At 69.2% G+C, this 25,142-nt stretch carries 23 protein-coding genes, 1 tRNA gene, 1 pseudogene and 2 riboswitches; of the genes and pseudogenes, 8 read left to right on the top strand and 17 right to left on the bottom strand.

Annotation, left to right across the window (positions count from 1 at the left end):
* Positions 1-49 precede the first annotated feature (49 nt).
* Together H0X95_RS10610 and H0X95_RS10615 are read right to left on the bottom strand one after the other, a co-directional pair.
* Positions 50-1,147, bottom strand: a complete 1,098-nt coding sequence (locus tag H0X95_RS10610) for a glycosyltransferase family 9 protein (RefSeq protein ID WP_196446044.1) — start codon at positions 1,145-1,147, stop codon at positions 50-52.
* On the bottom strand, positions 1,144-2,847 hold the full coding sequence (locus H0X95_RS10615) for a thiamine pyrophosphate-binding protein (RefSeq protein WP_059721116.1): 1,704 nt from the start codon (positions 2,845-2,847) through the stop codon (positions 1,144-1,146). Before H0X95_RS10615 ends, H0X95_RS10610 begins: the two co-directional genes overlap by 4 nt.
* 279 nt (positions 2,848-3,126) lie before the next feature.
* On the opposite strand from H0X95_RS10615, the gene H0X95_RS10620 reads away from it, so the two are divergent.
* The 3 genes and pseudogenes from H0X95_RS10620 to H0X95_RS36275 form a co-directional block, all read left to right on the top strand.
* Positions 3,127-3,588 carry an antitoxin PaaA2 family protein gene (locus H0X95_RS10620; RefSeq protein ID WP_006485674.1) on the top strand — a complete coding sequence of 154 codons (462 nt, stop codon included), beginning with the start codon at positions 3,127-3,129 and terminating at the stop codon, positions 3,586-3,588.
* Entirely contained in the window at positions 3,585-3,869 is a 285-nt protein-coding gene (locus H0X95_RS10625) for a type II toxin-antitoxin system RelE/ParE family toxin (RefSeq protein WP_006485672.1), read from the top strand. Before H0X95_RS10620 ends, H0X95_RS10625 begins: the two co-directional genes overlap by 4 nt.
* 15 nt (positions 3,870-3,884) lie before the next feature.
* Positions 3,885-3,959: pseudogene (locus tag H0X95_RS36275) on the top strand (VapC toxin family PIN domain ribonuclease); the annotation flags it as partial.
* Positions 3,960-4,027: 68 nt separating this feature from the next.
* Here H0X95_RS36275 and H0X95_RS10630 read toward each other — a convergent pair.
* The 8 genes from H0X95_RS10630 to H0X95_RS10665 all read right to left on the bottom strand — a co-directional run bounded on the left by H0X95_RS10630 (position 4,028) and on the right by H0X95_RS10665 (position 14,437).
* Complete coding sequence (locus tag H0X95_RS10630; protein WP_006485681.1) at positions 4,028-5,416, bottom strand: L-serine ammonia-lyase; 1,389 nt, start codon at positions 5,414-5,416, stop codon at positions 4,028-4,030.
* 30 nt (positions 5,417-5,446) lie between these two features.
* On the bottom strand, positions 5,447-6,589 hold the full coding sequence (locus H0X95_RS10635) for an alginate lyase family protein (RefSeq protein ID WP_006496280.1): 1,143 nt from the start codon (positions 6,587-6,589) through the stop codon (positions 5,447-5,449).
* Between the two features lie 151 nt (positions 6,590-6,740).
* A complete protein-coding gene (gene gcvP / locus H0X95_RS10640; RefSeq protein ID WP_006485677.1) occupies positions 6,741-9,668 on the bottom strand; it encodes an aminomethyl-transferring glycine dehydrogenase in 2,928 nt (975 codons plus the stop codon).
* 58 nt (positions 9,669-9,726) lie between these two features.
* Positions 9,727-10,107, bottom strand: coding sequence for a glycine cleavage system protein GcvH (gcvH, locus tag H0X95_RS10645; protein ID WP_006485673.1), 381 nt, complete (start codon positions 10,105-10,107; stop codon positions 9,727-9,729).
* Between the two features lie 126 nt (positions 10,108-10,233).
* Positions 10,234-11,352, bottom strand: a complete 1,119-nt coding sequence (gcvT, locus tag H0X95_RS10650; RefSeq protein WP_059721115.1) for a glycine cleavage system aminomethyltransferase GcvT — start codon at positions 11,350-11,352, stop codon at positions 10,234-10,236.
* Between the two features lie 83 nt (positions 11,353-11,435).
* Positions 11,436-11,569: riboswitch (glycine riboswitch) on the bottom strand.
* Positions 11,570-11,603: 34 nt separating this feature from the next.
* A riboswitch (glycine riboswitch) is annotated at positions 11,604-11,706 on the bottom strand.
* Between the two features lie 110 nt (positions 11,707-11,816).
* A complete protein-coding gene (locus H0X95_RS10655; RefSeq protein ID WP_006485676.1) occupies positions 11,817-12,179 on the bottom strand; it encodes a hypothetical protein in 363 nt (120 codons plus the stop codon).
* Positions 12,180-12,382: 203 nt separating this feature from the next.
* On the bottom strand, positions 12,383-13,435 hold the full coding sequence (locus tag H0X95_RS10660; protein WP_006485682.1) for an oxidoreductase: 1,053 nt from the start codon (positions 13,433-13,435) through the stop codon (positions 12,383-12,385).
* 294 nt (positions 13,436-13,729) lie between these two features.
* Positions 13,730-14,437: an SGNH/GDSL hydrolase family protein gene (locus tag H0X95_RS10665; protein ID WP_059721114.1), complete on the bottom strand. Its 708-nt coding sequence runs from the start codon at positions 14,435-14,437 to the stop codon at positions 13,730-13,732.
* Between the two features lie 310 nt (positions 14,438-14,747).
* Between H0X95_RS10665 and H0X95_RS10670 the strand changes: the two genes are divergently transcribed.
* Positions 14,748-16,835, top strand: a complete 2,088-nt coding sequence (locus tag H0X95_RS10670) for a UvrD-helicase domain-containing protein (protein ID WP_059721113.1) — start codon at positions 14,748-14,750, stop codon at positions 16,833-16,835.
* 106 nt (positions 16,836-16,941) lie between these two features.
* Here H0X95_RS10670 and H0X95_RS10675 read toward each other — a convergent pair whose 3' ends face one another.
* Entirely contained in the window at positions 16,942-17,829 is an 888-nt protein-coding gene (locus H0X95_RS10675) for a c-type cytochrome (RefSeq protein ID WP_006496275.1), read from the bottom strand.
* A 251-nt stretch (positions 17,830-18,080) separates the two neighbouring features.
* Here H0X95_RS10675 and H0X95_RS10680 point away from each other — a divergent pair.
* A tRNA-Arg gene (locus H0X95_RS10680) sits at positions 18,081-18,156 on the top strand.
* Between the two features lie 54 nt (positions 18,157-18,210).
* Here H0X95_RS10680 and H0X95_RS10685 read toward each other — a convergent pair.
* Positions 18,211-19,287, bottom strand: a complete 1,077-nt coding sequence (locus H0X95_RS10685) for a tyrosine-type recombinase/integrase (RefSeq protein ID WP_059721112.1) — start codon at positions 19,285-19,287, stop codon at positions 18,211-18,213.
* A 2-nt stretch (positions 19,288-19,289) separates the two neighbouring features.
* Between H0X95_RS10685 and H0X95_RS10690 the strand changes: the two genes are divergently transcribed.
* Entirely contained in the window at positions 19,290-19,562 is a 273-nt protein-coding gene (locus tag H0X95_RS10690; RefSeq protein ID WP_059721111.1) for a hypothetical protein, read from the top strand.
* Between the two features lie 51 nt (positions 19,563-19,613).
* On the opposite strand, the gene H0X95_RS10695 is transcribed toward H0X95_RS10690, so the two are convergent.
* From H0X95_RS10695 to H0X95_RS10715, 5 genes are all read right to left on the bottom strand, one after another.
* Positions 19,614-19,985, bottom strand: coding sequence for a hypothetical protein (locus tag H0X95_RS10695; protein WP_006496273.1), 372 nt, complete (start codon positions 19,983-19,985; stop codon positions 19,614-19,616).
* A complete protein-coding gene (locus H0X95_RS10700) occupies positions 19,982-22,774 on the bottom strand; it encodes a toprim domain-containing protein (RefSeq protein ID WP_034201137.1) in 2,793 nt (930 codons plus the stop codon). The genes H0X95_RS10695 and H0X95_RS10700 overlap by 4 nt, the downstream gene beginning before the upstream one ends.
* A 5-nt stretch (positions 22,775-22,779) precedes the next feature.
* A complete protein-coding gene (locus tag H0X95_RS10705; protein ID WP_006496271.1) occupies positions 22,780-23,037 on the bottom strand; it encodes a hypothetical protein in 258 nt (85 codons plus the stop codon).
* A gap of 127 nt (positions 23,038-23,164) precedes the next feature.
* Positions 23,165-23,413, bottom strand: coding sequence for an ogr/Delta-like zinc finger family protein (locus H0X95_RS10710; RefSeq protein ID WP_059721110.1), 249 nt, complete (start codon positions 23,411-23,413; stop codon positions 23,165-23,167).
* A gap of 181 nt (positions 23,414-23,594) precedes the next feature.
* On the bottom strand, positions 23,595-23,810 hold the full coding sequence (locus H0X95_RS10715) for a hypothetical protein (protein WP_006485450.1): 216 nt from the start codon (positions 23,808-23,810) through the stop codon (positions 23,595-23,597).
* Positions 23,811-23,972: 162 nt separating this feature from the next.
* Between H0X95_RS10715 and H0X95_RS10720 the strand changes: the two genes are divergently transcribed.
* Entirely contained in the window at positions 23,973-24,392 is a 420-nt protein-coding gene (locus tag H0X95_RS10720; RefSeq protein WP_059721150.1) for a hypothetical protein, read from the top strand.
* A 317-nt stretch (positions 24,393-24,709) separates the two neighbouring features.
* A complete protein-coding gene (locus H0X95_RS10725) occupies positions 24,710-25,006 on the top strand; it encodes a hypothetical protein (protein ID WP_006485449.1) in 297 nt (98 codons plus the stop codon).
* Positions 25,007-25,142: the final 136 nt, after the last annotated feature.

Consider the following 25,142-nt stretch of genomic DNA (forward strand, 5'->3'; position numbering starts at 1 on the left):
CGTGCCGCTACTGGCTTGATCGTTCCGCCCGCCGCTGCGCAGGCTTCGCTCAGATGGCCTGTGCAGTCACGTCGCGCGGTGCGGGCCACGCGAGCGCGTCCCAGTCGATTGCGCGGTAAGCGGCTTCGACCGCCGCCAGATCGTCCGGCCGCTCGCTGCGATGCAGCCCGTGCAATGCGGCCGGCACGTCGAGCGTGACGGGCACGCAATGCGGATAGTCGCGCACGCGCAGCGCCGGGCCGATCGTCGTGAAGCATGCGAGCGTCGGCACGTCGAAACCGTCGGCGAGATGCAGGGCCGCCGTGTCCGGCGCGAACAGCAGGCTCGCGCCCTTGATCCAGGCGATGAAGCGCGCGGTGTCGGCCGCGTCGCTGCTCACATCCACGTAAGCCGGATGCGCGAGCGGACCGAAGCCGACTACCGGCAATCCGTAACGCTGCGCGAGCCGATCCACGAACGCGACGCGCAGCGCGGGCGGCACGCTGCGCACCGCGGTGCTCGCACTCGGGCAGAACAGCACGTACGGCCGCTGCCATTCGGCCGGCAGTGCGGGCAACGGCAGCCGCGCGAGCCAGCGGTTGCGCTTCGCGGCGGACGGCACGGCGGCCGGATCGACGCCGAGCGCGTCGAGGAAAAAGTCGATCATCGGCAGCCGCGCGAACGCGGGCCAGTACAGGTGATTGCCGACGTCGATGCAGTGCGGCTCCGTGGCCAGCGCTTCGGCGGGGTACGGCAGCGCGCGCGACGGCGCGACGACGTCGGCCGCGAGCGCGTACAGCGCATCGACATAGCGCGGCGCGCGCGCCGGCCGGTACAGCGTGAAGCGCAGGCCCGGATGGGCATCCCGCAACGCGGCGAGGGCCGTCATCCCGATCACCGAATCGCCGAGCGTGACGCCCATTCCGTTGATCACGTGCACGTGCCGCGCCGCGCCGTAGTCGAGCCGGAACGGTCGGGACGCGGCGTGCCGCAGGCCGAGCGCGGGCGCGGCCGCTACATGGCCTGCGGCGCGCGCGTCGCCCTGCTCGAGGTCGTACGGTGCGACGAGCGTGCCGTCGGGCGCGAGCAGCGTGCCGGGGCAGGTCAGCGCGTCGTCGTGCGACAGCGCGGCGACGGGCGGGGTGGCGTGCATGGCGCCCGACGTCATGCGCCGCGCGCGCGGCGGCCCTGCTCGCGGATCTGCTCGAGCGTCGCGGCGGGTGTGCTGGCGTCCTGCGGGATGCGGATCTCGATCACCGCGGGCAGCCCGCAGGTCAACGCGCGTTCGAGCGCGGGCGCGAAATCGGCGGTGCGCTCGACCGTCTCGCCATGCGCGCCGAACGCACGCGCATACGCGGCGAAATCCGGATTCGTGAGCCCCGTGCCGTGCACGCGGCCCGGGTAGTTACGCTCCTGATGCATGCGGATCGTGCCGAAATGACCGTTGTTGACGACGATCGCGACGATGTTCAGCCCGTATTGCATCGCGGTCGCGAGCTCGTTGCCGGCCATCATGAAGCAGCCGTCGCCCGCGAGCGCGACGACGGCGCGCTGCGGATACAGCGACTTCGCGGCGAGCGCGGCCGGCAGCCCGTAGCCCATCGCGCCGCTCGTCGGCGCGAGCTGCGAACGGTAGTGCCGGTACGCGAAGTGGCGATGCAGCCAGATCGCATAGTTGCCCGCGCCGTTGGTCAGGATCGCGTCGTGCGGCAGGCGCTCGCGCAACTGCACCATCACGTCGCCGAGCTGCACGTCGCCGGGCATCGGCAGCGGCGCATGCCATTCGCGGTATGCGCGGTGCGCGTCGGCGGCCGCGCCGGCCCACGCGGGCCGCTCCGGCGGTTCGAGCGCGGCCAGCGGCGCGGCGATCTCGGGCATGCCCGACACGATCGGCAGGTCGGCGGCGTACACGCGGCCGAGTTCGTCCGCGCCCTGATGCACGTGGATCAGCGTCTGGCGCGTTTTCGGGATGTCGAGCAGCGTGTAGCCGCCGGTCGTCGCTTCGCCGAGGCGCGGCCCGATCACGAGCAGCAGGTCGGCGTCGCGGATGCGTTTCGCGAGCGCGGGGTTGATCCCGAGCCCGACGTCGCCCGCGTAGTTCGGGTGCGCGTTGTCGATCGTGTCCTGGAAGCGGAACGCGCACGCGACCGGCAATTGCCAGCGTTCGACGAAGGTGCGCAGGTTCGCGCACGCGTCCGGCGTCCAGCCGCTGCCGCCGACGATCGCGAACGGTCGTTCCGCGCGCGCGAGCCGCTCGCGCAGCTCGTCGAGCTGCGCGGCCGACGGCGCCGCCGCGATGCGTTTCGCGGCCGGCACGACGGGCTGCGGCGCGCACGCGTCGGACAGCACGTCCTCCGGCAACGCGAGCACGACCGGGCCGGGCCGGCCGGACGTCGCGACGTGGAACGCATGGCTCAGGTATTCGGGGATGCGGCGCGGGTCGTCGATCTGCGCGACCCATTTCGCCATCTGGCCGAACATCCGGCGGTAGTCGATTTCCTGGAAGGCTTCGCGGTCGAGGTGTTCGCGTGCGCACTGGCCGACGAACAGGATCATCGGCGTCGAATCCTGGAACGCGGTGTGCACGCCGATCGACGCATGGGTCGCGCCGGGCCCGCGCGTGACGAACGCGATGCCCGGGCGGCCGGTCAGCTTGCCGACCGCTTCGGCCATGTTCGCGGCGGCCGCCTCGTGGCGGCAGACGACCGTCTGGATGCGGGCGGTGTCGTCCGCGAGCGCATCGAGCACGGCGAGGAAACTTTCGCCAGGCACGCAGAACACGCGTTCGACGTGATTGGCGAGCAACGCATCGACGAGCAGTCGCGCACCGGTGGTGGTGCGCGGCTCGAGATCCTTGGAATGCGACATGGGCTGCCGTCTCCCTGGGTAGCGGGACGTACAGCTTACGCCGGATGGCCGAGCGCTGAAAAGTGTCGGAACGTCGGGTGGTCCGGTGCGGGTCCCGGCTTCGGCTGGCTGATCGGCCAGCTTGTGCGCGTGGGCGCGACGGCGGAAAGTCAGGGCTACGGACACTGAGCCGGACGCTGCTTCCAGCGTGAAAGCGGGTCGACCAAATAACAATAAATCGGGAGGCCATTCAATAGTAAAATTTCAACGGGTGAGTAAAAAATGGGGGCAAGAACTGCCATGACGACCGAAACGATCGATCAAAAGACGCTGACGGAGCTGGTCGAAGCCGGCGCGGTGCGTGCGGCCCGCGTGGTCGGTTGCGGCAACGGCTGGGCGCTCTCGGCCCGCTGCGGCGCGCACGAGCGTTTCCTGTCGGCCAAGCGCGGCGACGTGCGGGTGTTTCGCCGATTTGAAACGCTGGTCGGCTTTCTGCGTGACATCGGTATCAGCCGGTTCGATGTGGATGCGTCGGCCTTCGATCCGGATGCGGCCGGCCGGGCGACGCGGCCCGATCGGGCGGTGGCGTTGAAGGCGGCACACGAGGCGGCGGCCCACGATCGCTGGTTTCGGGAGCAGGTGCAGCAGGCGCTGGACGACCCGCGTGCGTCGATTCCGGACGCCGAAGTCAGCGCCGACTTCGCGTCGCGCCGTGCGGCACTGCGTGATCGGCTCGCGGGCAGGCGTGGGGATGTTTCTTGACCCTGGCGCTGCACTGGAACCCGAAGGCGCTGGAGGATCGCGCCGCGATCATGGACTACATCGCCGAGGACGACCCGCTGGCTGCGGTCGAACTCGACGAACGGCTGGAAGAAAGGGCGGTGGCGCTACCGGCCCACGCCGAGTTGTATCGGCAAGGGCGGGTGGCCGGCACACGCGAGCTGGTGATCGCGCCGAACTATGTGCTCGTGTACCGAATCCGGCCGGCCGATGGCATCGTGGAGATTCTCCGCGTACTGCATGCGCGACGGCAATGGCCGTAATGCGCGATATTCGCCGTTCTGGTGACCAACAACGAGCGGGATCTCGCGAGTTACCCGGGATTGCGACTCGAGAACTGGTTGAACGATTGATGTGTGCACGCCGGGACCCGGCGGTCATGCAAGCGTTCATTCGTCTCGCATGACCGCCTGATCCAGCATCAGCACTCGACGATATTCACCGCCAGCCCGCCGCGCGACGTTTCCTTGTACTTGGTCTTCATGTCGGCGCCCGTCTCGCGCATCGTCTTGATCACGGAGTCGAGCGACACGTAGTGCGAGCCGTCACCGCGCAGCGCCATGCGCGCCGCGTTGACGGCCTTCACCGACGCCATCGCGTTGCGTTCGATGCACGGGATCTGCACCATCCCGCCCACCGGGTCGCAGGTCAGGCCGAGGTTGTGCTCCATCCCGATCTCGGCCGCGTTCTCGACCTGCTGCGGCGTGCCGCCGAGCACGGCCGCGAGTGCGCCGGCGGCCATCGAGCACGCGACGCCCACTTCGCCCTGGCAACCGACTTCCGCGCCGGAGATCGACGCGTTGAGCTTGTACAGGATGCCGATCGCGGCGGCCGTCAGCAGGAAATCGATCACGCCCTGTTCGTTCGCGCCGGGCGTGAAGCGCGTGTAGTAGTGCAGCACCGCCGGGATGATGCCGGCCGCGCCGTTGGTCGGCGCGGTGACGACGCGGCCGCCGGCCGCGTTTTCCTCGTTGACCGCGATCGCGTACAGGTTGATCCAGTCGATCATCGACAGCGGGTCCTGCAGCGCGCGCTCAGGGCTGCCCGTCAGCGTGCGGTACAGCTGCGGCGCGCGGCGCTTGACCTGGAACGGGCCGGGCAGGTTGCCGTCGGCGTCCGGGTTGCCGATCCCGCAGCCGCGCGACACGCACGACTGCATCACGGCCCAGATCTTCAGCAGCCCGTCGCGCGTTTCTTCCTCGGTGTGCCACGCGCGCTCGTTTTCCCACATCAGTTGCGCGATCGACTTGCCGGTCGACGCGGTCAGCGCGAGCAGCTCCGCGCCGGTGCGGAACGGGTGCGTCATCTGCTCGGCCGCGCTCAGCACCTTGGTGTTCGGTGCGCCCGCCGTCACGACGAAGCCGCCGCCGACCGACAGATAAGTGCGCTCGACCAGCACCGCGCCGTTCGCGTCGCTCGCGCGCAGCTTCATCCCGTTCGGATGTTCGGGCAGCGCCTGGCGGTAGAATGCGATGTTGTCCTTCAGCACGAACGGCACCGGATGCGTGCCGAGCAGCGCGAGTTGCTTCGTCTTGCGGACGTCTTCGAGTCGCGCGTCGATCGTGTCGGGATCGACCGTGTCGGGCGCGTCGCCGAGCAGGCCGAGCATCACGCCGCGGTCGGTGCCGTGGCCCTTGCCGGTGGCGCCGAGCGAGCCGTACAGCTCGACCTTCACGTGGGCCGTCGCGTCGAGCAGCCCGTCGCGCTCGAGGCCCTGGACGAACATCAGCGCCGCGCGCATCGGTCCGACCGTGTGCGAACTGGACGGACCGATGCCGATCTTGAAGAGGTCAAACACGCTGACTGCCATTTCGATACCTGCCTTGCGATAAGAATGATGCTAGCGCGCCTGCAATGGCAGGCACGCGGCGAGCCATGCGGGCGGCGTTGGGGAAAGCTGCTGCGCGACGCGGGCATAGCGCCCGTCGAGCCGCGCGGCCAGATGAAAGAGTTCGGTGGCGTTTTTCGGGTCCCACTGCCCCGTGTAACCCGGCAAGCCGGCCTCGCGGCGCTTCGCGTCGAACGGCACCGGTGAATTCACGAATTCCTCGTGCGTCTTCTCGCCGAGCGCATACGGCACGAGCCAGTCGAGCGCGGCCGCGAGCGTCGCGCCATTCGCGCCGCGCTCGCGCAGCCAGTTGCGGTTGAAACGGCGCGCGGCGAGCGCGGCCGTTACCAGCGGCTGCAGATCGTAGACCGCGTAATGCAGCGCGTCGCGTTCCTCGAAATCCCAGGTCTTGCCGTCGGGGCCGATGTTGTCGGCGAGATGCTCGACGAACAGCCGCTGCGCGGCGTTCATCATCTTGCGGTCGCCGAGCGTGAATGCGGACAGCGCGATCAGCTTGATCCGGTGGCTCTGCCAGTTGTTGCGCCAGGTGCCGGTGAGCGGGCGCTTCTGCGCGTCGACCTGCGCGACATAGCCGGCGCCGAGCTTCGCGATGAACGCGGCCGTCGCGTTGCGCGTTTTCACCGGCAACGCGCTCGCGGTCATGTCGTACGCAATGATCAGGCTCTCGAAGCGCGTCTCGTCGATCGGGTTGAAGCTCGGCTGGTAGGTCGAGACCCACGCGGACAGGAAGCGGTCGACGAGTTGCAGGTAGCGCGGCGCGTTCGTCACGCGCCACGCGAGCGCCGCGTCGCGCATCAGGTCCATGTCCTTGAGCGCGGCCGCGCTCTGGTCGTAGATGCCTTCGTGCGGCAGCGTGCCCTCGGTGTGCACGCGCGCCATCGCTTTCGGCTGCTCGCCGATGCGTGCGTCGACGCTGCGGATCAGCGCCTGCACGCCCGGCTCGGCCTGCGTCGTCTCGCTCGTCTGCAGCGCCGGCGCCGCGCAGAAATTCATCGCCGCGCGCGCACTGCCGGCGGCGCCGAGGCCGGCGGCGGCCAGCGACAGCGACGCGACGAGCATCGGCACGTAGCGGCCTGCGCGGATGCGCGGCCGCCGCTCGGTTGCACCATGGCCCGGAAACATCGGACGCACCATGCGGAACTCCTTCATTGGCTGGATCGCGTGTGATGTTAGCCGGATTGGCGGATGAACGTGAACCGGTCGGCCCGGCGAACGCAAAAACCGCACGCAACCCCGGGTTGCGTGCGGTGCGGTCACCATTGGTCGGCTCCGGGCCTGGCGCGCGTTATGCGTAGTCCGACATCGGCACGCACGAGCAGAACAGGTTGCGGTCGCCGTACGCGTTGTCCGCACGGCCGACCGGCGGCCAGTACTTGTTCGTGCCGAGCGATGCGACCGGGTACGCGGCCTGCTCGCGCGAGTACGCGTGCGGCCATTCGTTCGCGGTGACGACGGCCGCCGTGTGCGGTGCGTGACGCAGCGGGTTGTCCTCGCGATCGGCGCGGCCTTCCTCGACCGCGCGGATTTCCTCGCGGATCGCGATCATCGCGGCGATGAAGCGGTCGAGCTCTTCCTGCGATTCCGATTCGGTCGGCTCGACCATCAGCGTGCCCGGCACCGGGAAGCTCATCGTCGGCGCGTGGAAGCCATAGTCCATCAGGCGCTTCGCGACGTCGTCGACGCTGATGCCGCTCGTTTCCTTGATCGGACGCAGGTCGAGAATGCACTCGTGCGCGACGAGCCCGCCCGGGCCCGAATACAGCACCGGGTAATGCGGCGCGAGGCGCTTCGCGATGTAGTTCGCGTTGAGGATCGCGGTTTCCGTCGCGGCGGTCAGGTTCTTCGCGCCCATCATCGCGATGTACATCCACGAGATCGGCAGGATCGACGCCGAGCCGTACGGCGCGGCCGACACCGCGCCGATGCCGTCTTCCGTGCGTGCGTAGCCGGTCGAGCGCTGGTTCGGCAGGAACTTCGCAAGGTGCGCGCCGACCGCGACCGGGCCGACGCCCGGGCCGCCGCCGCCGTGCGGGATGCAGAAGGTCTTGTGCAGGTTCAGGTGCGACACGTCGCCGCCGAACTGGCCCGGCGCGGTCAGGCCGACCATCGCGTTCATGTTCGCGCCGTCGACGTACACCTGGCCGCCGTGCGCATGGACGATCTCGCAGATCTCGCGGACGTTCTGCTCGAACACGCCGTGCGTCGACGGGTACGTGATCATGATCGCCGCGAGGTCCTTCGAGTGCTGCTCGGCCTTCGCCTTCAGGTCGGCGATGTCGACGTTGCCCTGCGCGTCGCAGGCGACGACCACGACCTTCATGCCGGCCATGTGCGCGGACGCCGGGTTCGTGCCGTGCGCGGATGCCGGGATCAGGCACACGTCGCGATGGCCTTCGCCGCGCGATGCGTGGTACGCGTGGATGATCAAGAGACCCGCGTACTCGCCCTGCGAGCCCGCGTTCGGCTGCAGCGACACGGCCGCGTAGCCGGTGGCCGCGACGAGCATCTGCTCGAGCTGGTCGATCATCTCGCGGTAGCCGACGGTCTGCTCGGCCGGGGCGAACGGGTGGATCCGGCCGAACTCGGGCCACGTGACGGGCAGCATTTCCGACGTCGCGTTCAGCTTCATCGTGCACGAGCCGAGCGGGATCATCGAGCGGTCGAGCGCGAGATCCTTGTCCGACAGGCTGCGCAGGTAGCGCAGCATTTCGGTTTCGGAATGGTGGCGGTTGAACACGTGGTGCGTCAGGTACGCGCTCGTGCGCTCGAGGCCGGCCGGCAGCGCGGCGACGCCGGCGAGGCCCGCGTCCAGCGCATCGACGGCCGGCGCGGTGCCGCCCGCGGCCTGCGCGAACACGTCGAGCAGGTCGGCGAGGTCGTCGCGCGTCGTCGTTTCGTCGACCGATACGCCGACTTGCGTGGCGCTCACGCGGCGCAGGTTGATGCGCTTCGCCTTCGCGAATTCGTGGACCTGCGCGGTGCGCGCGCCGGTGTCGATCGTCAGCGTGTCGAAGAACGTGTCGTTGACGGTCGCGAAGCCGAGCTGTTTCACGCCGGCGGCGAACAGCGCCGCGATGCGGTTCACGCGCAGCGCAATCGTCTTCAGGCCGTGCGGGCCGTGGTAGACCGCGTACATGCTGGCCATGATCGCGAGCAGCGCCTGTGCGGTACACACGTTCGACGTCGCCTTTTCGCGGCGGATGTGCTGTTCGCGCGTCTGCAGCGCGAGGCGCAGCGCGGGCTTGCCCTGCGCGTCGACCGTCACGCCGACGAGGCGGCCCGGCATCTGGCGCTTGAATTCGTCGCGCACGGCCATGTAAGCGGCGTGCGGGCCGCCGAAGCCCATCGGCACGCCGAAGCGCTGCGTGTTGCCGACCGCGACGTCCGCGCCCCATTCGCCGGGCGGCGTCAGCACGGTGAGCGCGAGCAGGTCGGCCGCGACGACCACGTGGCCGCCGGCCGCGTGGATCGCTTCGGTGAGCGCGCGGTAGTCGCGCACGTCGCCGTTCACGCCCGGGTATTGCAGCAGCACGCCGAACGCGTTCGCCTGCGCGGCGTCGGCCGCCGGGCCCGTCTTGACTTCGATGCCGATCGGCAGCGCGCGCGTGCGGATCACTTCGAGCGTTTGCGGCAGCACGTCGTCGGCCACGTAGAACACGTTCGACTTCGGCTTGCCGGTACGCTGCAGCAGCGTCATCGCTTCGGCCGCGGCCGTCGCTTCATCCAGCAGCGACGCGTTCGAGATCGCGAGGCCGGTGAGGTCGGCCACCATCTGCTGGAAGTTCAGGAGCGCCTCGAGGCGACCCTGGGAAATTTCGGGCTGGTACGGCGTGTAGGCCGTGTACCACGCCGGGTTTTCGAGCACGTTGCGCAGGATCACGGCCGGCGTGTGCGTGTCGTGATAACCCTGGCCGATATAGGAGCGGAACACCTGGTTCTTGTCCGCGAGCGCACGCAGCGCGGCGAGGGCTTCGGCCTCGCTCTTCGGCTGCGCGAACGGGCCGAGCGGCAGCGTTTCGGCGCGGCGGATCGAGGCCGGGATCACGGCGTCGATCAGGGCGGCGCGCGACGCGAAGCCGAGCGTGTCGAGCATGGCCTGCTGGCTGGCGGCGTCGGGGCCGATGTGGCGTTCGGCGAACGCGTCGTGCGTTTCGAGCGCGGCGAGCGAGAGGGGCGTGCGGTTCATCAGGCGGTCCGGGTGTTCGAGCTTCATGGCGTGACTCTGGTCCCGCGCGCGCCGAGGCCGGCGCCGCGCGGTTCGGGTAGGGGAATTAGTCGATCAGCTTGCTGTAGGCGTCGGCGTCGATCAGCTTGTCGGTCGACGCGCCGGCCGCGAGCTTGATCTTGAAGAGCCACACGCCGTACGCATCGCCGTTCACTTCTTCCGGCGCATCGGTGGCTGCTTCGTTGATGGCGACGATCTCGCCGGACACCGGCGAGTAGATGTCGGAGGCCGCCTTCACCGATTCGACGACGCCGACGGCGTCGCCCGCGTTCACCGACTTGCCGACTTCGGGCAGCTCGAGGAAGACGATGTCGCCGAGCGTGCTCTGCGCGTGATCGGTGATGCCGACCGTCAGCGTGCCGTCCGCCTCGGTGCGGATCCACTCGTGTTCGTCGGTGTATTTCAGCTCGGCCGGGACGTTGCTCATCGGATGCTCCTGGATAAAAGGGTGTGTTCGTTCTGCTGGCGCGCCGCCATGGCACGCCGGATAGGGTTGCGCCGGGCGCCATCTCCCGGCTTGCCGGGAGGCGGCCCCGCGGCCGCTTCTCGGTCGTTACGCAGCGAGGACCTTGCCGTTGCGCACGAACGGCAGTTTTACCACGCGCGCGGGAAGATTCTTGTCTCGAATTTGCACCTGGACGGTGTCGCCGATCTGGACGGCCGCCGGCACCCGCGCGAACGCGATCGATTCCTGCATCGACGGCGAGAACGTGCCGCTCGTGATCTCGCCTTCGCCGTGCGGCGTGACGACCTTCTGGTGCGCGCGCAGCACGCCGCCCGCCTTGCCGTTTTCCTTCTGCAGGATCAGGCCGACGAACGCGGCGCGCGTGCCGTTGGCTTCGAGTGCGGCGCGGCCGACGAAGTCGCGCGGCGCGGCGAGGTCGACGGTCCATGCGAGGCCCGCGTCGAGCGGAGAGACGGTGTCGTCCATGTCCTGGCCGTACAGGTTCATGCCGGCCTCGAGGCGCAGCGTGTCGCGCGCGCCGAGCCCGCACGGACGCACGCCGTGTTGCTGCAGCGCATTCCACAGCACTTCGACGTGCGCGGCCGGGACGATCACTTCGAAGCCGTCTTCGCCGGTATAGCCGGTGCGGGCGATGGTGAGATCGCCGAACGGCGTGCCGGCGACCTGCGCGGCATTGAACGGCTTGAGCTCGCTGGTGGCGGCGCGGGCGGAAGGCACCGTCGCCCAGACCTTTTCGCGGGCGTTCGGACCCTGGACGGCGACAATCGCGAAATCGCGGCGCGGCGCGATCGTCAGGCCGTAGCCGCCTTGCTCGTTCAGCTGGTTGAACCACGCGATGTCTTTCTCGGCGGTGCCGGCGTTGACGACCACGCGGAAGAATTCTTCGGTGAAGTAGTAGACGATCAGATCGTCGATGACGCCGCCCTGCGGGTTGAGCAGGCACGAGTAGAGTGCCTTGCCGGGCGTCTTGAGCTTGCCGACGTTGTTCGCGATCGCATGCTCGAAGAACGCGCGCACGCGGCTGCCGGTGAAATCGACGACGCACATGTGCGACACGTCGAACATGCCGGCGTCGGTGCGCACGGCAGCGTGTTCTTCGATCTGCGAGCCGTAGTTGACGGGCATGTCCCAGCCGCCGAAGTCGACCATGCGGGCATTGAGCGCGCGGTGCGCGGCGTTGAGCGGGGTGTGATTCAGTGCAGTCATCGAGGCCTCAGGCAAGGCGCTTGCGCGCGGATCAGAACGGCCATGTGCCGACCGCCGCGGCCGATGGCCTCACGCGATCCGGTACATGCCCCTCTGTCCTCGATACCTGAGAGATTGCGCTGCGGGCCAAGCCCGGCGAACGCGCGCCCCTTCGGTGGGCAGCCTGCCCGCGCAGCCAATGCGCTGCGGGCTACTGCCGCTCTCCAGAGTGCGGGAAACGTATTGCTCGCGCGGTGCGCGGATGCGGTTTCCCGACGCGGTCGGTCCTTTTGCCTGAGAGTTTGCGGGTGTGCCCCTTCGGCGGCGCAACCGGTGTCGGAACAACCCGGTCACACGCTCTCCCGACGCGTGCGGGCGACTGTACGCGAGCAGGTGGGCATTGTCAATTTGAGCAAAAGAATGTCGCTTCGCGACAAGCGGCGGCCGGCGCCGCCGCTTCATCCGCGCCGGCAGGTGCCGGCGCGTTACTCGCCGATCGCGCGCGCGGCCGTGTCGAGTTCCTGGTTCAGCACGCGCTGCTCGTCGCCGGACAGGCCGCCGTTGTGCTGGGCCGACATGTCGTTCGCTTCCTGGCGGATCACGTCGAGGCGATGGTGCAGCTGCGCGCCATAGGGCGGCGGGTAGTAGCCGCCGTTCACGCGCGCGTCGATCCGGCGATGCAGGTTGTCGATCCGTCCCTGGACCTCCTGCATGCGGTCGTTCGCCACGACCTGCGGATTCGGTCGCGGCGGGGGCGCCTGCCGGGCCGGCCGCTGCGGCTGCACGATACACGCCGCGAGCGAGGAAACCAGGACGCAGCATGCCGCTGCGCGAATCAACCGTTGCATCACATTCTCCTGACGGATGGGTGTCGGATCGACTTTTTGAGAAACGCGTCAGACCGAACGACCGCTGACTTTCGTTCCCGCACCATTTGTAACGGAATGTTCGGCGCCGAGCGGGCGGGGCGGCGCAGGGAGGAAGAGGCAGCGCTGCCGCGGGCGTGTGGCGCGGGAGGGCGGCCGGGTCGGCACCGACCCGGCCGGCGGCGTCAGACCGGGCGGCGCACGAACGGCACCCGGCGGCCGTCGTGTTCGCTCTGCGCGGCGAGCTCGATGATCGTCATCACGTCGACCGCGTCCTGCGCGGTGACGGGGAACGGCGCGCCGTCGCGGATCGACGCGGCGAGCGCGCGGTAGAACTCCGCGTACTGGCCGTCGAGCGTCGGCACCGGCCGCTCGACCTCGACGTCGCCGTCGAGCACGCGCAGCAGGCCGGGCGGGTTGCCGCCGCCGAATTCGACGTCGTCCGCGGTGAGGCCGGCCTTGAGCTGGTCTTCCTGCGTGTCGAGCCCGAACTTCTGGTAGCTGCCGCGCGTGCCGTGCAGCGTGAAGCGCGCGGGTTCGATCGCCGACAGCGCGCTCGCATGCAGCGCGACGTCCTTGTCCGGATAGCCGAGCAGCAGGTGCACGAAATCGGGCGCCGTACCGTGGTCGCGGCGCGTCTTGACGGTGGCGCTCACCGTTTCCGGCGTGCCGAACAGCGCGAGCGCCTGGTCGATCAGGTGCGGGCCGAGGTCGAGCAGCAGGCCGCCGCCGCGGGCCGGCTCCTCGCGCCAGCGCGTGCGCGGCGTCGGCCGGAAGCGGTCGAAGTGCGACGCGAAGTACGTGAGGCGGCCGAGCTCGCCCGATTCGACGATGCGGCGCACGGTGAGGAAATCGCCGTCCCAGCGGCGGTTGTGGAACGGCGCGAACAGCCGGCTGCGCGCGTTCGCGAGCCGCGCGAGCGCGAGCGCCTCGTCGGCGGTGAGCGTGACGGGCTTGTCGACCACTACGTGGCGGCCGGCTTCGAGCACCTGGCGCGCGAGCGCGAAATGGGTGTCGTTCGGCGTGGCGATCACCACGCATTCGATATCGTCGAGGCCGAGCAGCGTGTCGAGGTCGGGGACGATGCGCGCGCCCGGATACGCGGCCTGCGCGCGCTCCCCCTGGCCCGTCGCGATCGCGGCGACTTCAGTGCGGCCGCTCGTGGCGATCACGGGCGCGTGGAACGTCGCGCCGGCGAAACCGAAACCCATCAAACCAATCCTGAGCAATGACGACATGGCAATTCCTGGCTGCGAAGGAAACTAAAGGATGGCGCGCCGGAGCGGCGCGAAGACGACCGGCTATTTTGGCATGGCGCTGCCGCTTGCACAGACGCGTCGGGCGAAATGCACGGAGCGATGCGACGCTTGCGCAAGGAATGCCGGCATTTTGCGCAGGAGCGGGGGCGCGCGGTGCGACTGTCGAACTCGCGGCACCCGGCTCTTGGCTCTTGGCGCCCGGCACCCGGCACCCGGCACCCGGCGCACCGCCCGGTGAGCCGGGGCGGCCAGCCGGCCTCGGCATGTGCCGCATCATCCGTCCATCCGCTGCCGCACCGCAACCGCAACCTGCGCGGCCCACACCGCGCACGCGGCTGCGCCGGGGTGGAAGCCGTCGGCGGCCATCAGGTGCCGTTCGAGCGGCAAGTCGACCCGCAGGAACGTGCAGTGCGGCTGCGCGCCCGCCCAGTCGGCGAGCGCCGTGTTGAGCCGTTTCGCGCGCTGCCCCAGATACCACGCGAGCGGCTGCGGCAGCGCCGGGAAGCGCTCCATCGGCGGCACCGCCGACAGGATCGCGTGCCGGACCCGGAAACGCGCGGCGAGCAGCCGCACCAGCTCGGTCTGCTGCGCGAGCCAGCGTGCGGGCGGCACGCCGCCCGTCACGTCGTTGACGCCGAGCGACGTCACGGCCACGTCGAACGGCTCGGTCGGCTCGGCGGCGAGCCAGTCGACGAGCTCGCGCGTGGTCAGGCCGGTGCGCGCGAGCAGTTTCCAGCGCACTCGGTGCGTGGCCGCCAGCGCGCTCGCCAGTTGCCCGGCGAGCGCGTCGTGCTGCGTCGCGACGCCGACCCCCGCGGCGGCCGAATCGCCGACCACCAGCACGCGCAGCGGCGGGCCGTCGCCGACTGAGCCGTCGCGCGGCCCGGCCGCTTCGGGCAGCCGCGGCGTGACGCGGCGCACGTAGCGCCCTTGCGCGAACAGCAGCGGGCCGAGGGCGGCGGTGGCGAACGGGTATCCCATGAGGTCGATCCGGCGGTGGTTGAAACGCATTGAAGCGGGCCGGCGCGGGTGGCGCCAGCGGAGTGCGTATTGTGTCCGATCACGGCGCGGACCGGGCCCGATTGGCCGAACGGACGGCCACGACAACGCCGAACGGACGGCGGGCGCCCGCCCGGCAAGCCTGCGCGCCCCGTCCGGCGGCGCGCCCGAAATACCCGCCGCCGACGTGTTAACATGCGCGTCCTGCCTGCGTGTCCGCCTGCTTCGCCAGCCTGCCGCGCACGGCATCCTCCCGGCGTTCCGCCGTCAACCCGCAACACCATCCGCCATCATGTCAGCAGGCCTCAATCCCGCTCAGAACGAAGCGGTGCGCTACCTCGACGGTCCGTGTCTCGTGCTCGCCGGCGCGGGCAGCGGCAAGACTCGCGTGATCACGCAGAAGATCGCGCACCTGATCGAAGCGAAAGGTTTCGAGCCGCGCCACATCGCCGCCGTCACGTTCACGAACAAGGCGGCCGCCGAAATGCGCGAGCGTGTATCGAAGCTGCTGGAAGGCAAGACGCTGACCACGCCGGGCAAGGAAGGCCGCAAGGTGCCCGTCAACCAGCTCACCGTCTGCACGTTCCACTCGCTGGGTGTGCAGATCCTGCGCCAGGAAGCCGAGCACGTCGGCCTGAAGCCGCAGTTCTCGATCATGGATTCGGACGACTGCTTCGGGATGATCCAGGAGCAGCTCGGCACGACCGACAAGGGGCTGATCCGCAAGATCCAGAGCATCATTTCGCTGTGGAAGAACGGCCTGATCATGCCCGACGAGGCGATGGCGATCGCGGCGAACGAGGACGAACACCAGGCCGCGCTGGTCTACCGCAACTACGTGGCGACGCTGCACGCGTACCAGGCGGTCGACTTCGACGACCTGATCCGCCTGCCGGCCGAGCTGTTCGCGAAGAACGAGCAGGTGCGCGACCGCTGGCAGAACAAGCTGCGCTACCTGCTGATCGACGAATACCAGGACACCAACGCGTGCCAGTACGAGCTGCTGAAGCAGCTCGCGGGCCCGCGCGCCGCATTCACGGCGGTCGGCGACGACGACCAGGCGATCTACGGCTGGCGCGGCGCGACGCTCGAGAACCTCGCGCAGCTCGGCAAGGATTTTCCGAAGCTGCACGTGATCAAGCTCGAGCAGAACTACCGGTCGACGGTGCGGATCCTGACCGCCGCGAACAACGTGATCGCGAACAACCCGAAGCTGTTCGAGAAGAAGCTGTGGTCCGAGCACGGGATGGGCGATTCGATCACCGTCACGGCGTGCAACGACGAGGAACACGAGGCCGAGTCGGTCGTGTTCCGGCTGTCCGCGCACAAGTTCGAGCGGCGCGCGCAGTTCCGCGACTACGCGATCCTGTACCGCGGCAACTTCCAGGCGCGCATCTTCGAGCAGGTGCTGCGGCGCGAGCGGATTCCGTACGTGCTGTCGGGCGGCCAGTCGTTCTTCGACAAGGCCGAGATCAAGGATCTGTGCGCGTACCTGCGGCTGATCGCGAACGCCGACGACGATCCCGCGTTCATCCGCGCGGTCACCACGCCGCGCCGCGGCATCGGCAACACGACGCTGGAAGCGCTCGGCTCGTTCGCGGGGCAGGCGAAGGTGTCGCTGTTCGAGGCCGTGTACATGGGCGGGATCGAGGCGCGGCTGTCGGCGCGCCAGGTCGAACCGCTGCGGATGTTCTGCGACTTCATCCAGCGCCTGACCGAGCGCGCGGACAAGGAGCCCGCGACCGTCGTGCTCGACGACATGATGGAGGCGATCCACTACGAGGCGTACCTGTACGACGCGTTCGACGAGCGGCAGGCGCAGTCGAAGTGGCAGAACGTGCTCGAATTCCTCGAATGGCTGAAGCGCAAGGGCACGAAGCCCGAGACGGGGGCCGTCGACGGCGAGGCCGACGGTTTCCACAACGCGGACGGGCTCGCCGACACGGGCAAGAACCTGCTCGGCCTGATCCAGACCGTCGCGCTGATGTCGATGCTCGAGGGCAAGGACGAGGACCCGGACGCCGTGCGGCTGTCGACCGTCCATGCGTCGAAGGGGCTCGAGTATCCGCACGTGTTCCTGGTCGGCGTCGAGGAAGGCATCATGCCGCACCGCGGCGGCAGCGAGGACGACGGCCCGATCGACAACGAGCGGATCGAGGAGGAGCGCCGGCTGATGTACGTCGCGATCACCCGTGCGCAGCGCAGCCTGCACCTGAACTGGTGCAAGAAGCGCAAGCGGGCGCGCGAGACGGTCGTGTGCGAACCGTCGCGCTTCATCCCGGAGATGGGGCTCGACGAAGCGCCGCCGCCGACGCCGGAAGAGGCGCCGATGTCGCCGAAGGACCGGCTCGCGAGCCTGAAGGCATTGCTGCAGAAGTGACGCGGCGCCGCGCACACGATGGCGCGGCGAACCGGCAACCCAAAAAAGAAACCCCCGCGATGCGCGTGCGTCGCGGGGGTTTTTGACGGATGGCCGGGCGACGTCGTTACTTCGCCGCGTTGACCATGTAGTCGACGGCCGCCTTCACGTCGGCATCCGACGCGTTCGACCCGCCCTTCGGCGGCATCGCGCCCTTGCCGTGCAGCGCGTAGTTGTAGACCGTATCCATCGAGTCCTTCAGGCGCGGCGCCCAGTCTTCCTTGCTGCCGAACTTCGGCGCGCCGAGCACGCCGGCCGCGTGGCAGGCCTGGCAGGTCGACGCGTACAGCGCCTTGCCGGCCGTTGCCGCATCGGCGCCGGCCGGGGCGGCCGCGGGCTTTTCGCCGGCCTTCGGGATCGCGGCGATCGCGGCCATGGCGGCCGCGGCCTGCGCGTTCGACGCATCGGCGCCCGACGCGGGCGCGCCGCTCGCGGGCTGCGCCGCGTTGGCGGCCGGCGCAGCCGGTTCGGGGAAGTTCGCGCCGTCGTTGTTCGCCATGTAGACGATCGCGCGGGCGATTTCATAGTCGCTGACGTCGTCGGGGCTCGTGCCGCCGCGCGCCGGCATCGCGCCCTTGCCCGCGAGGGCCGTCTTCAGCAGCGTGTCGAAGCCTTGCGAGATGCGCGGCGCCCAGTCGTCCTTGTTGCCGAACTTCGGCGCGCCGGCGGCGCCGGTGCCGTGGCAGGTCACGCAGACGGCCTTGTAGACTTCCTCGCCGGTCTTGTACGTGCGGGGCGCGTTGGCGTCCTTCACGTCGACCTTCGCGATCGGGGCGATCCGTGCGGCGACCTGCTCGTCGGATAGCGCGTCCGTGCCGGCGCCGGAACGGAACGCATGGTTCGCATAATTGGCGAACAGGACGATCAGGATGATCGGAATCGCGAACGACGCGATGATGACGGCAATCAACTGCCCGGGGGTTTTGACGGGAGATTCGTGGGGTGCTTCGCTCATGCTTGCCTCGTCTCCATGAATAGGAATTGTGAGCGCGGTGCAACGGCAAAATGGCAGTCCAATGAAGCACGGACGATTATAGACGGAACGTTTACATCACGGCGAGCGGCGCGATGGCGCGTGTTTACCCGCACGCAGCACGGCCCGGCGGCGATTCGGCAGGCAAGGTGGACGCGTCATGGGAAACCGGGTATCCTTGCCGTCTTGCCAATCGTGGGCGGCCTGTATATGGGGTCGCTTCACTGTCACACGCGCCCGTAGCTCAATGGATAGAGTACTGCCCTCCGAAGGCAGGGGTTGCTGGTTCGATCCCAGCCGGGCGCGCCAAGCCTGATCAGGCTCTCAGCGGTTTCCTCCCATCGTCGTGCAGTACCGTTGCAGCTAAATTGCAGCCGGAATCGGCGCGGGCTCGGCCGTCAGCGGCGCGACCCATTGCGCCAGATGCGCGGCCGACAGATGCGCGTACCGCTGCACCATTTCCATCGTCTCCCAGCCGCCCAGCTCCTTCAGCACCTGCAGCGGCGTGCCGCGTTGCACGTGCCAGCTCGCCCAGGTGTGGCGCAGGTCGTGCCAGCGGAAATCGTGCAGGCCGGCGCGCCGCAGCGCCTTGGCCCAGGCGGCCGTGGCCGTCTGGTAGACCGGCTTGCCGCGATAGACGAACACGCTGTCCGCGCATGCCGGCGCCCGCGGGTTCGCGCGCTGGCGCTGCAGCACGGCGATCGCGGTATCCGACAGCGGCACCGTGATCGCCTTCCTGGCCTTGGCCTGGTCGGGGTGAATCCACGCGACGCGCCGCGCGAGGTCGACCTGCGACCACTGCAGCCCGGTCACGTTGGCGCGCCGCAAGCCGGTTTCGAGACTGAAGCGCGCCATGTCCGCGAGGTGCGCGGGCAGCTCGGCGAGCAGCCGCTCCGCCTCGGCCGGCGTCAGCCAGCGGATGCGTTTCGAGACGACCTTCGCGCGCTTCGTGACCGGCGCGCGAGCCAGCCATTCCCATTCGACGGCCGCGTTCAACACGGCCTTCAGCACGCCGATCACGCGGCGCACCGTGGCGTCGCTGACGGGCCGGTTGGTCGCGACGACGCCGTGCCGCGTGCGCACCGTGCGCGGTTCCCGACGCTTGGCGAGCGCGATCGCATCGATGCGGCTCCGGTCGATGTCGGCGAGCGCGACGCCGGACAGGTGCCGGTCGAGCCAGCGCAGATGGATCTTCGAAGTCTCCAGACTCGCGAGACCCGCTCGTTCGCCGACATAGCGGACGACCGCGTCGTTCCACGAATGGCGCGGCTGGGTGCCGAGCCGCGCCTGGTTCCACAGGTCGACCTTCAGCCGGTCGTGGAATTCCTGGGCCTGCGCTTTGTCGCGGGTGCCAGTGCTTCCCTGTACCGGCGTTCCGCCGCCAGGGGGGTACAGCTTGTATTGCCAGTTCGGGCTGGTTTTTCGTTTGTAGAGCGACATGGGTGGGTTTCCTCGTGCTGATCGGCCTGCGCGGCTTGCGGGAGCCAGTCCCCGGCGAGGTAGCGCTGCAGGGCCATGATGGAAAAGATCCAGCGCTTGCCGACCTTGCGGCCGGGCAGCATGCCGGCGCGGGCCTTCAGGCGCACCGTTTCGGGGTGCGCGCCGAGCAGGGCCGCTGCGCCGGACAGGTCGACGGTCGCGGGGGGCGCGTCGTCGGCAGGCCGCGCGCCGGGCGGGCACGCAGCGCAACTGATGGCATGGTGGATCGCGTGTGAAGGGCGCATAACACGTTGATATTCAAGAGTTTTGTTTGCCATGGGTTGCCATCATTCAGACGTGGCGGCCGCGTGGAACCCATGGCGTGAAGTCGCGCTACCGCGCGCGACCGATGGCGGCGCGCGCCTGACTCGTGGTGCGCGACGGCGGCCGGCTGCTGCGGCTTCCCGGTACGCTTTCTTCTTTTCTTTCAATGCTTTGAAGAGAGAAGAAGAGAGGCGCATGGCGGCCTGCGGGCAAGCCGGACCCGTGGCAAAAGCGGCCCGACTCGTGGCGATCCTCGTGCAACGCGCGGCGGCACTTTCCTCAACAATCAAGGACTTGCGCATCTCGACCGGCGAAATCCACGACTCCCGCGTGTCGCCCGCCCGCTCCCCGCGACGTCCGGAACGCTCCAGCCGGTTGGCCCGATCGCGGCTCATGCGCGGCCTCCGTGCAGCGCGTCGGTCGCCAGGTCCTCGCGCACCGATACGTGCAGGCCGAAGGTGGCCAGGCGCTCGAGCGACACCGGCGTCAGGTACGGCACGCGGCGCATGTAGATGCGGCGCTCGACCTCCTTCTCGCCGACCACGACGCCGGCATGCTTCAACTGGGCCTTGAACACGCGGTCGGACTTCACGGGCAGGCCGTTCCACTTGTCGCGCAGCGCGCTCGTGTGGGCGAGGTGATCCATCACGTGCCCGGTGCGCAGCAGCAGGCAGAACTCGCCGTCGACGGTGTCGAACGTGTACGGATGCTTGTAGTTGCCGCCGTCGATTTCCGACAGCACCGTTTCCATGATCCAGACCCACGGTTCGCGGTCGGCGCTCGTTTCGGCGACGTGGCCGTTCATCTCGGCGAGCAGATCGCGCGGGAACTCGCCTTCGCCCGGATCCATTCCGGCGAATTCGCACAGGTAGCGCCACGCCAGCCCGAGCGCCGCGTAATTGGCGGCCATGCGCCGCGCGCCGTCGTCCTCGCCGCTTGCGCGGCAGCCGGCGAGCGCCTGGTCGCGCAGCGTCGCGTACTGATCCAGCGCCGTGCGCCGGTCGAGCCCGGTCAGGAATTCGAGCCATTGCCGGACCGGGAAGCGCGGCAGGTCGTCGGGCAGCAGCGGCCCGCGCTTGCCGGTCAGCGTCGTGCGCACCAGCTTGCCGAGCAGGCTGCGCACCGGCACGTCCTCGCCGGCGAGCATCACGGGCGCGCACAGCAGGTATTCGGTCATGTCGGTGCCGCGCCGCGTCACCGTGTATTGATAGTTCTCCTGCAGCAGCCCGACCGCCTTGTCGATCACGTCCTGCCGGCGTGCCGACAGTTCTTCCCAGCCGACCGGATGGCTCGTGTGACTGATGCTGGTCAGCAGCCGGAATTCGGTCTGCAGCGACTGCCCGGAGAACATCGTGAACGCGAGCGAGCGCTCGAGCCGCTTGATCAGCGTCGACTTGCCCGCGCCCTTGTTCGCCTGGATCGTCAGGTGCGGCCAGAAGCCGAGCAGCGCCTTCAGGTGGCCGCCGAGCGCCCAGACGAGCGGGATCGTCGCGGCGTTCTGCCGGAACGTCGTCTGGTAGGCCGCGATCACGCGGCGCGCGTCGCTCACCGGGCCGCCCGGGAACGTCAGGTTGTGATACGGACACTGCTTGTCCGCTTCGGTGAAATAGCAGTCGGGGCCTTCGTTGACGATCAGCCGGCCGTCGCGCCAGGCGAGCCCGACGAAGTTCGCCGCGCGGCGCGCGCCCAGGTCGGCGCCGCGCTCGAGGATGTTGACCATCCGCTTGAACGGCGCGGGCGCCCAGATCGGACCGAACTTGCCCCACTGATCGACGTTGTGCAGCTGATCGTCGAGCATCACGCGGCGGATCAGTTGTGCGCCGTGCCGCGGCGCCTGCACCGATACCGCGAAGTAGACGGTGGGCGCCTGGTCGGCGTCGCCCGTCATCGTCGAGGTCGCGCTCGCGACGGCCACGCGGCTGATGCCGGCGATGCGAAAGCCGCACAGGTCGGTCATCACCGGCGTGTCGACGCCCGATTCCTCGTTGCGGTCCATCCGGGTGATGTAGCTGGTGAAATCCGGCCGCACGCGAAACCGCCAGTACTGCGCGAAGTCGTGCGGCGGCAGGAACAGGCGCGGCCGGCCGCGCCGCGATGCGTCGCCCGGCAGGCCGGCGACCAGCCACGGCTCGAGCTGGTCGAGCGCACGCGCCAGATCGGCCGGGCCGCGCAGCTGCAGGTAGTCGTTCACGTCGTTGATCGGCTTGCGCGCGGTGTCGCCGTCCGCCAGATCCGCGAACCAGTCCGACTGGTCGACCAGCACGGCGCTGATGTCGAGCGCCGTCAGCCGTTCGTAGAGCGCCCACGCGGCCTCCGGGCCTGGCCGCTGACCGGCGCGCGGATGGCCGTCGGCGAACGGTTCGTCGTTGTCCAGGCAGATCGTGACCTGCTTGCCGCGCAGGAACGCGAAGTCGATGCGCTCGACGTTCGCGAGGCCGCGCAGCGCGAGCGCGGCCGTGCCGGGCAGCGCGCAGGTGTCGATCGACAGCGCGTTGATCGCGCTCTCGACGATCACCACGCGTTTCGCGCGCTCGAGCCGGCGTGCGTCGGCGGTCCACGCATAACCGGCCTTGTCGCCCTGGGTCTGCGTCTTGACCCCGCCGTTGAGCGCGGGATCGACGTAGCGCATGTCGACCGCGACGACGCGCGCATCGCCCGGCGCGCGCACGACGAATGCGGCCGCGGGGCCGCCGTGGCCGACTTCGCCGGCGGCGACCTTCGGGCTCGTCCACGTATTGAAGCCGAGCGTGCGCGCGGCGAGCGCCGCGTCGATCGCGGCGGCGGCGATACCGCGGCCGCCGAGGTAGTCGCGCACGCGCTCGCGCTCGGCCACGCAGCGATCGGCGATGTATTCGACGGTCGACTTCTCGCGGCGCTCGAGCGGCGCCGGCCGCTCGGACGGGAGACCGTATGCGTCGTGGAGATAGCGGACGGCGTCGGCGACGGTGCCGCCGCGCGCATGGATCACGAGATCGATGCAGGATCCCCCGGCATCGGCGCTGTGGTCGCGCCAGCCGGTGCCGTACTTCGGGTGGTTCGCATAGATCGACAATGACGGGCTGCGGTCCGCGTGCTGCGGCGAGTGATAGAGCGCACGGTCGCCGCCACGGCCGCGCTTCAGGCCGAGACGGCTCGCAAGATCGTGCAGGTCGATGTGTCGTTTCAGTTCGTCGATCGAAGCCATCTTCGTTATTGCTGTGGTTCAGGTTGGGCGTGCCGTGCGGGACCGCCGGCGCAGGCCGGCGGCGCGACGAGCGCGTGCAGCGCGGCGGCGGATTGCGGGAAGCCGAGCGCAAGGCGATCGGCGAGCGCCGACACGAAGGGGCCGAGCGCGGGCTGGCGTGCGGCGCTGCCGGATGCGGGGTCGCCGCGCAGCGTGTCGGCGGCGGCCGCGATGGCGGCGCGCAGCGCGACGTCGTGCGGTGCGGGTTCGGCGTAGCGGTTCATGTGAGCACCTCCGGGCCATGGCTCGCTCGGTTCGAGATCATGAGGAATCCTTTCAATGGCAAAAACGATCCCTCGCGCCGCTCGGGCACGATGCGAGGGAAACGGGAGAGGGTGACGGGTTAGGGCGTCAGACGGGCAGCTCGAGCTGCGGGGCGAGGCGTTCGCGCACGTGCGGCGAGAGCGGCAGCTGCAACGACAGGTTCGGGATCGCGGACGGCGACAGCGTGCGCGCGAATTCCATGTTGACGACGTACGTGTGGCCGCACTCGGGATTCGAGCACTGGAACGTGATCTCGCGGAAGGTCAGCGACATTTCACGGCTGCTGCGCGCGGTGGCGCGGGTGCGGCAGTGCGGGCAGCGGTTCAGGATTCGCATGAGGGCTCACTCCGGACGAAAGACTGCGGATGGCCGGGCCAGTCGCGGGTCGCGCCGGTGGCCAGCGTGCAGCCCTGGCCGATCGGCGAATGGTTGCGGGCGCGCGCACGGCTCACAATCGATGCTGCGGGCCCGGACGGTCGGATGCGTTCGAAAGCGGCGGACATGAAGACGCTCCGGCTCACGGGCGCGCGCTGCGCGAGCGCGGCGCGGCGATCGCGCGCAGGTGGCTGGCGCCGAGGCGGATCAGTTCGCGCGCCATGCTCGAGATCGAGCGGTTGCGTTGCGCGGCAAGCTGCTCGAGCTCGCCGCGCTCGACAGGCGTGAGCCCCACGTAAACGGGCTTGTCCGACATCGTGCCGCGCGGCGAACGGCGTGGGCCTTTGGGAGTAGTCATGGTCGGTATACTTTGCGGAGATAGTCTTGCGTTACGGTGAGGCTAGTCTAATGAGCAAAAAACGGCGCGTCAATTGTTAATGGGTAATTTATGACACAAATCGGGAGTCGCTTGCGGGACGAGCGCTTGCGGATCGGGCTCAGCCAGGACGAGTTTGCGACCGTGGGCGGCGTCGCGAGACGCTCGCAGTCGGCGTACGAGTCGGACGAGCGCGCTCCCGACGCGGCTTATCTGCTGGCCGTTCGCGAGATCGGCGTCGATATCGGCTACGTGCTGACCGGCGAGCGGTTCGCCGCGGGCGAAGCGGCGCCGGAGGCCGGCGCCCGCGACGCGGACGAAGCCGAGGTGCTCGCGATGTACCGGCAGCTCAACGACACCGGCAGGGCGTCGCTGCATGCCTTCCTCGCGAGCTGCATCAGCACCGGCGCGATGGTGCAGACCGCGACGCCGCGGCGCGCGAAGCGTGTGCCGGAGAAACGTCGCGCGGCGCTCGATCAGCGCACGGCGGAGAACGTCGATCGCGCGATGGCCGAGATCGAACGGTTGAAGGCCGAACGCGCGGCGAAGCAGCCGAAGAAGTAACGCATCCGCGGGGTGGCGCCCCGCCCCATCACCCGGCGCGCATGCATGCGACACACCCCGCGCGGCCGTCCCTCTGCCCGGTTCGAACCGTTGCGTGTGCGACGGCGGGGCAGCGCAGTTCCCGTTTTCCGATGTTGCCCGGGTGCGCTCGGCGCATCGCACAAGGGCATCGGATAAAATCGGATGAAACACTGTATATCCATACAGTATTGGTTTAGCATTCTGAAAGCCGGTGAGCTGGCGGCGGGGCGTTCCGAGGCGCCCCGTCGTGTCAGGCGGCCCCCCGGTTGATGACTGAGTTTGCGGAGACCGGAAAAATGGACACCAACAGGAAGCACGACAACGGGACGATCGGCGCGTCGGCGCACGCCGACCATCGCGCGGACGCGCGTGGAGCGACGATGGGCCCGCCGCGATATCGTTCGGACCTGACCGACGACGAGCGGGCCGATGCGCACGCAGCGATCGACAACGCAATGCTGTCGGTCGGGCAGGTGCTCGAGGCCGCGCTGCAGGCGATGGCCAATCTGCGCGATGCGCGCGCCACGTTGCAGCAATGTGGCGACGCGCGCGACCTGCGCATGACGCTCGGCGGGCGTCAGCAATCGAGCTGAACCGCCCCTCACACTGATCTCCCGCAGGCCGGCATTCGCTCCGGCCCCTGCAACGAATCCGGGCCGCGCCCCCTCGCGCGTGGCCTCACTCCCCTCCCACGACATCCTGCCTTCGCCACCGCGATCGACGCCCTGC

The organism is Burkholderia sp. 9779_493 (assembly GCF_015712215.1).
Classification (GTDB): Bacteria; Pseudomonadota; Gammaproteobacteria; order Burkholderiales; family Burkholderiaceae; genus Burkholderia; species Burkholderia cenocepacia.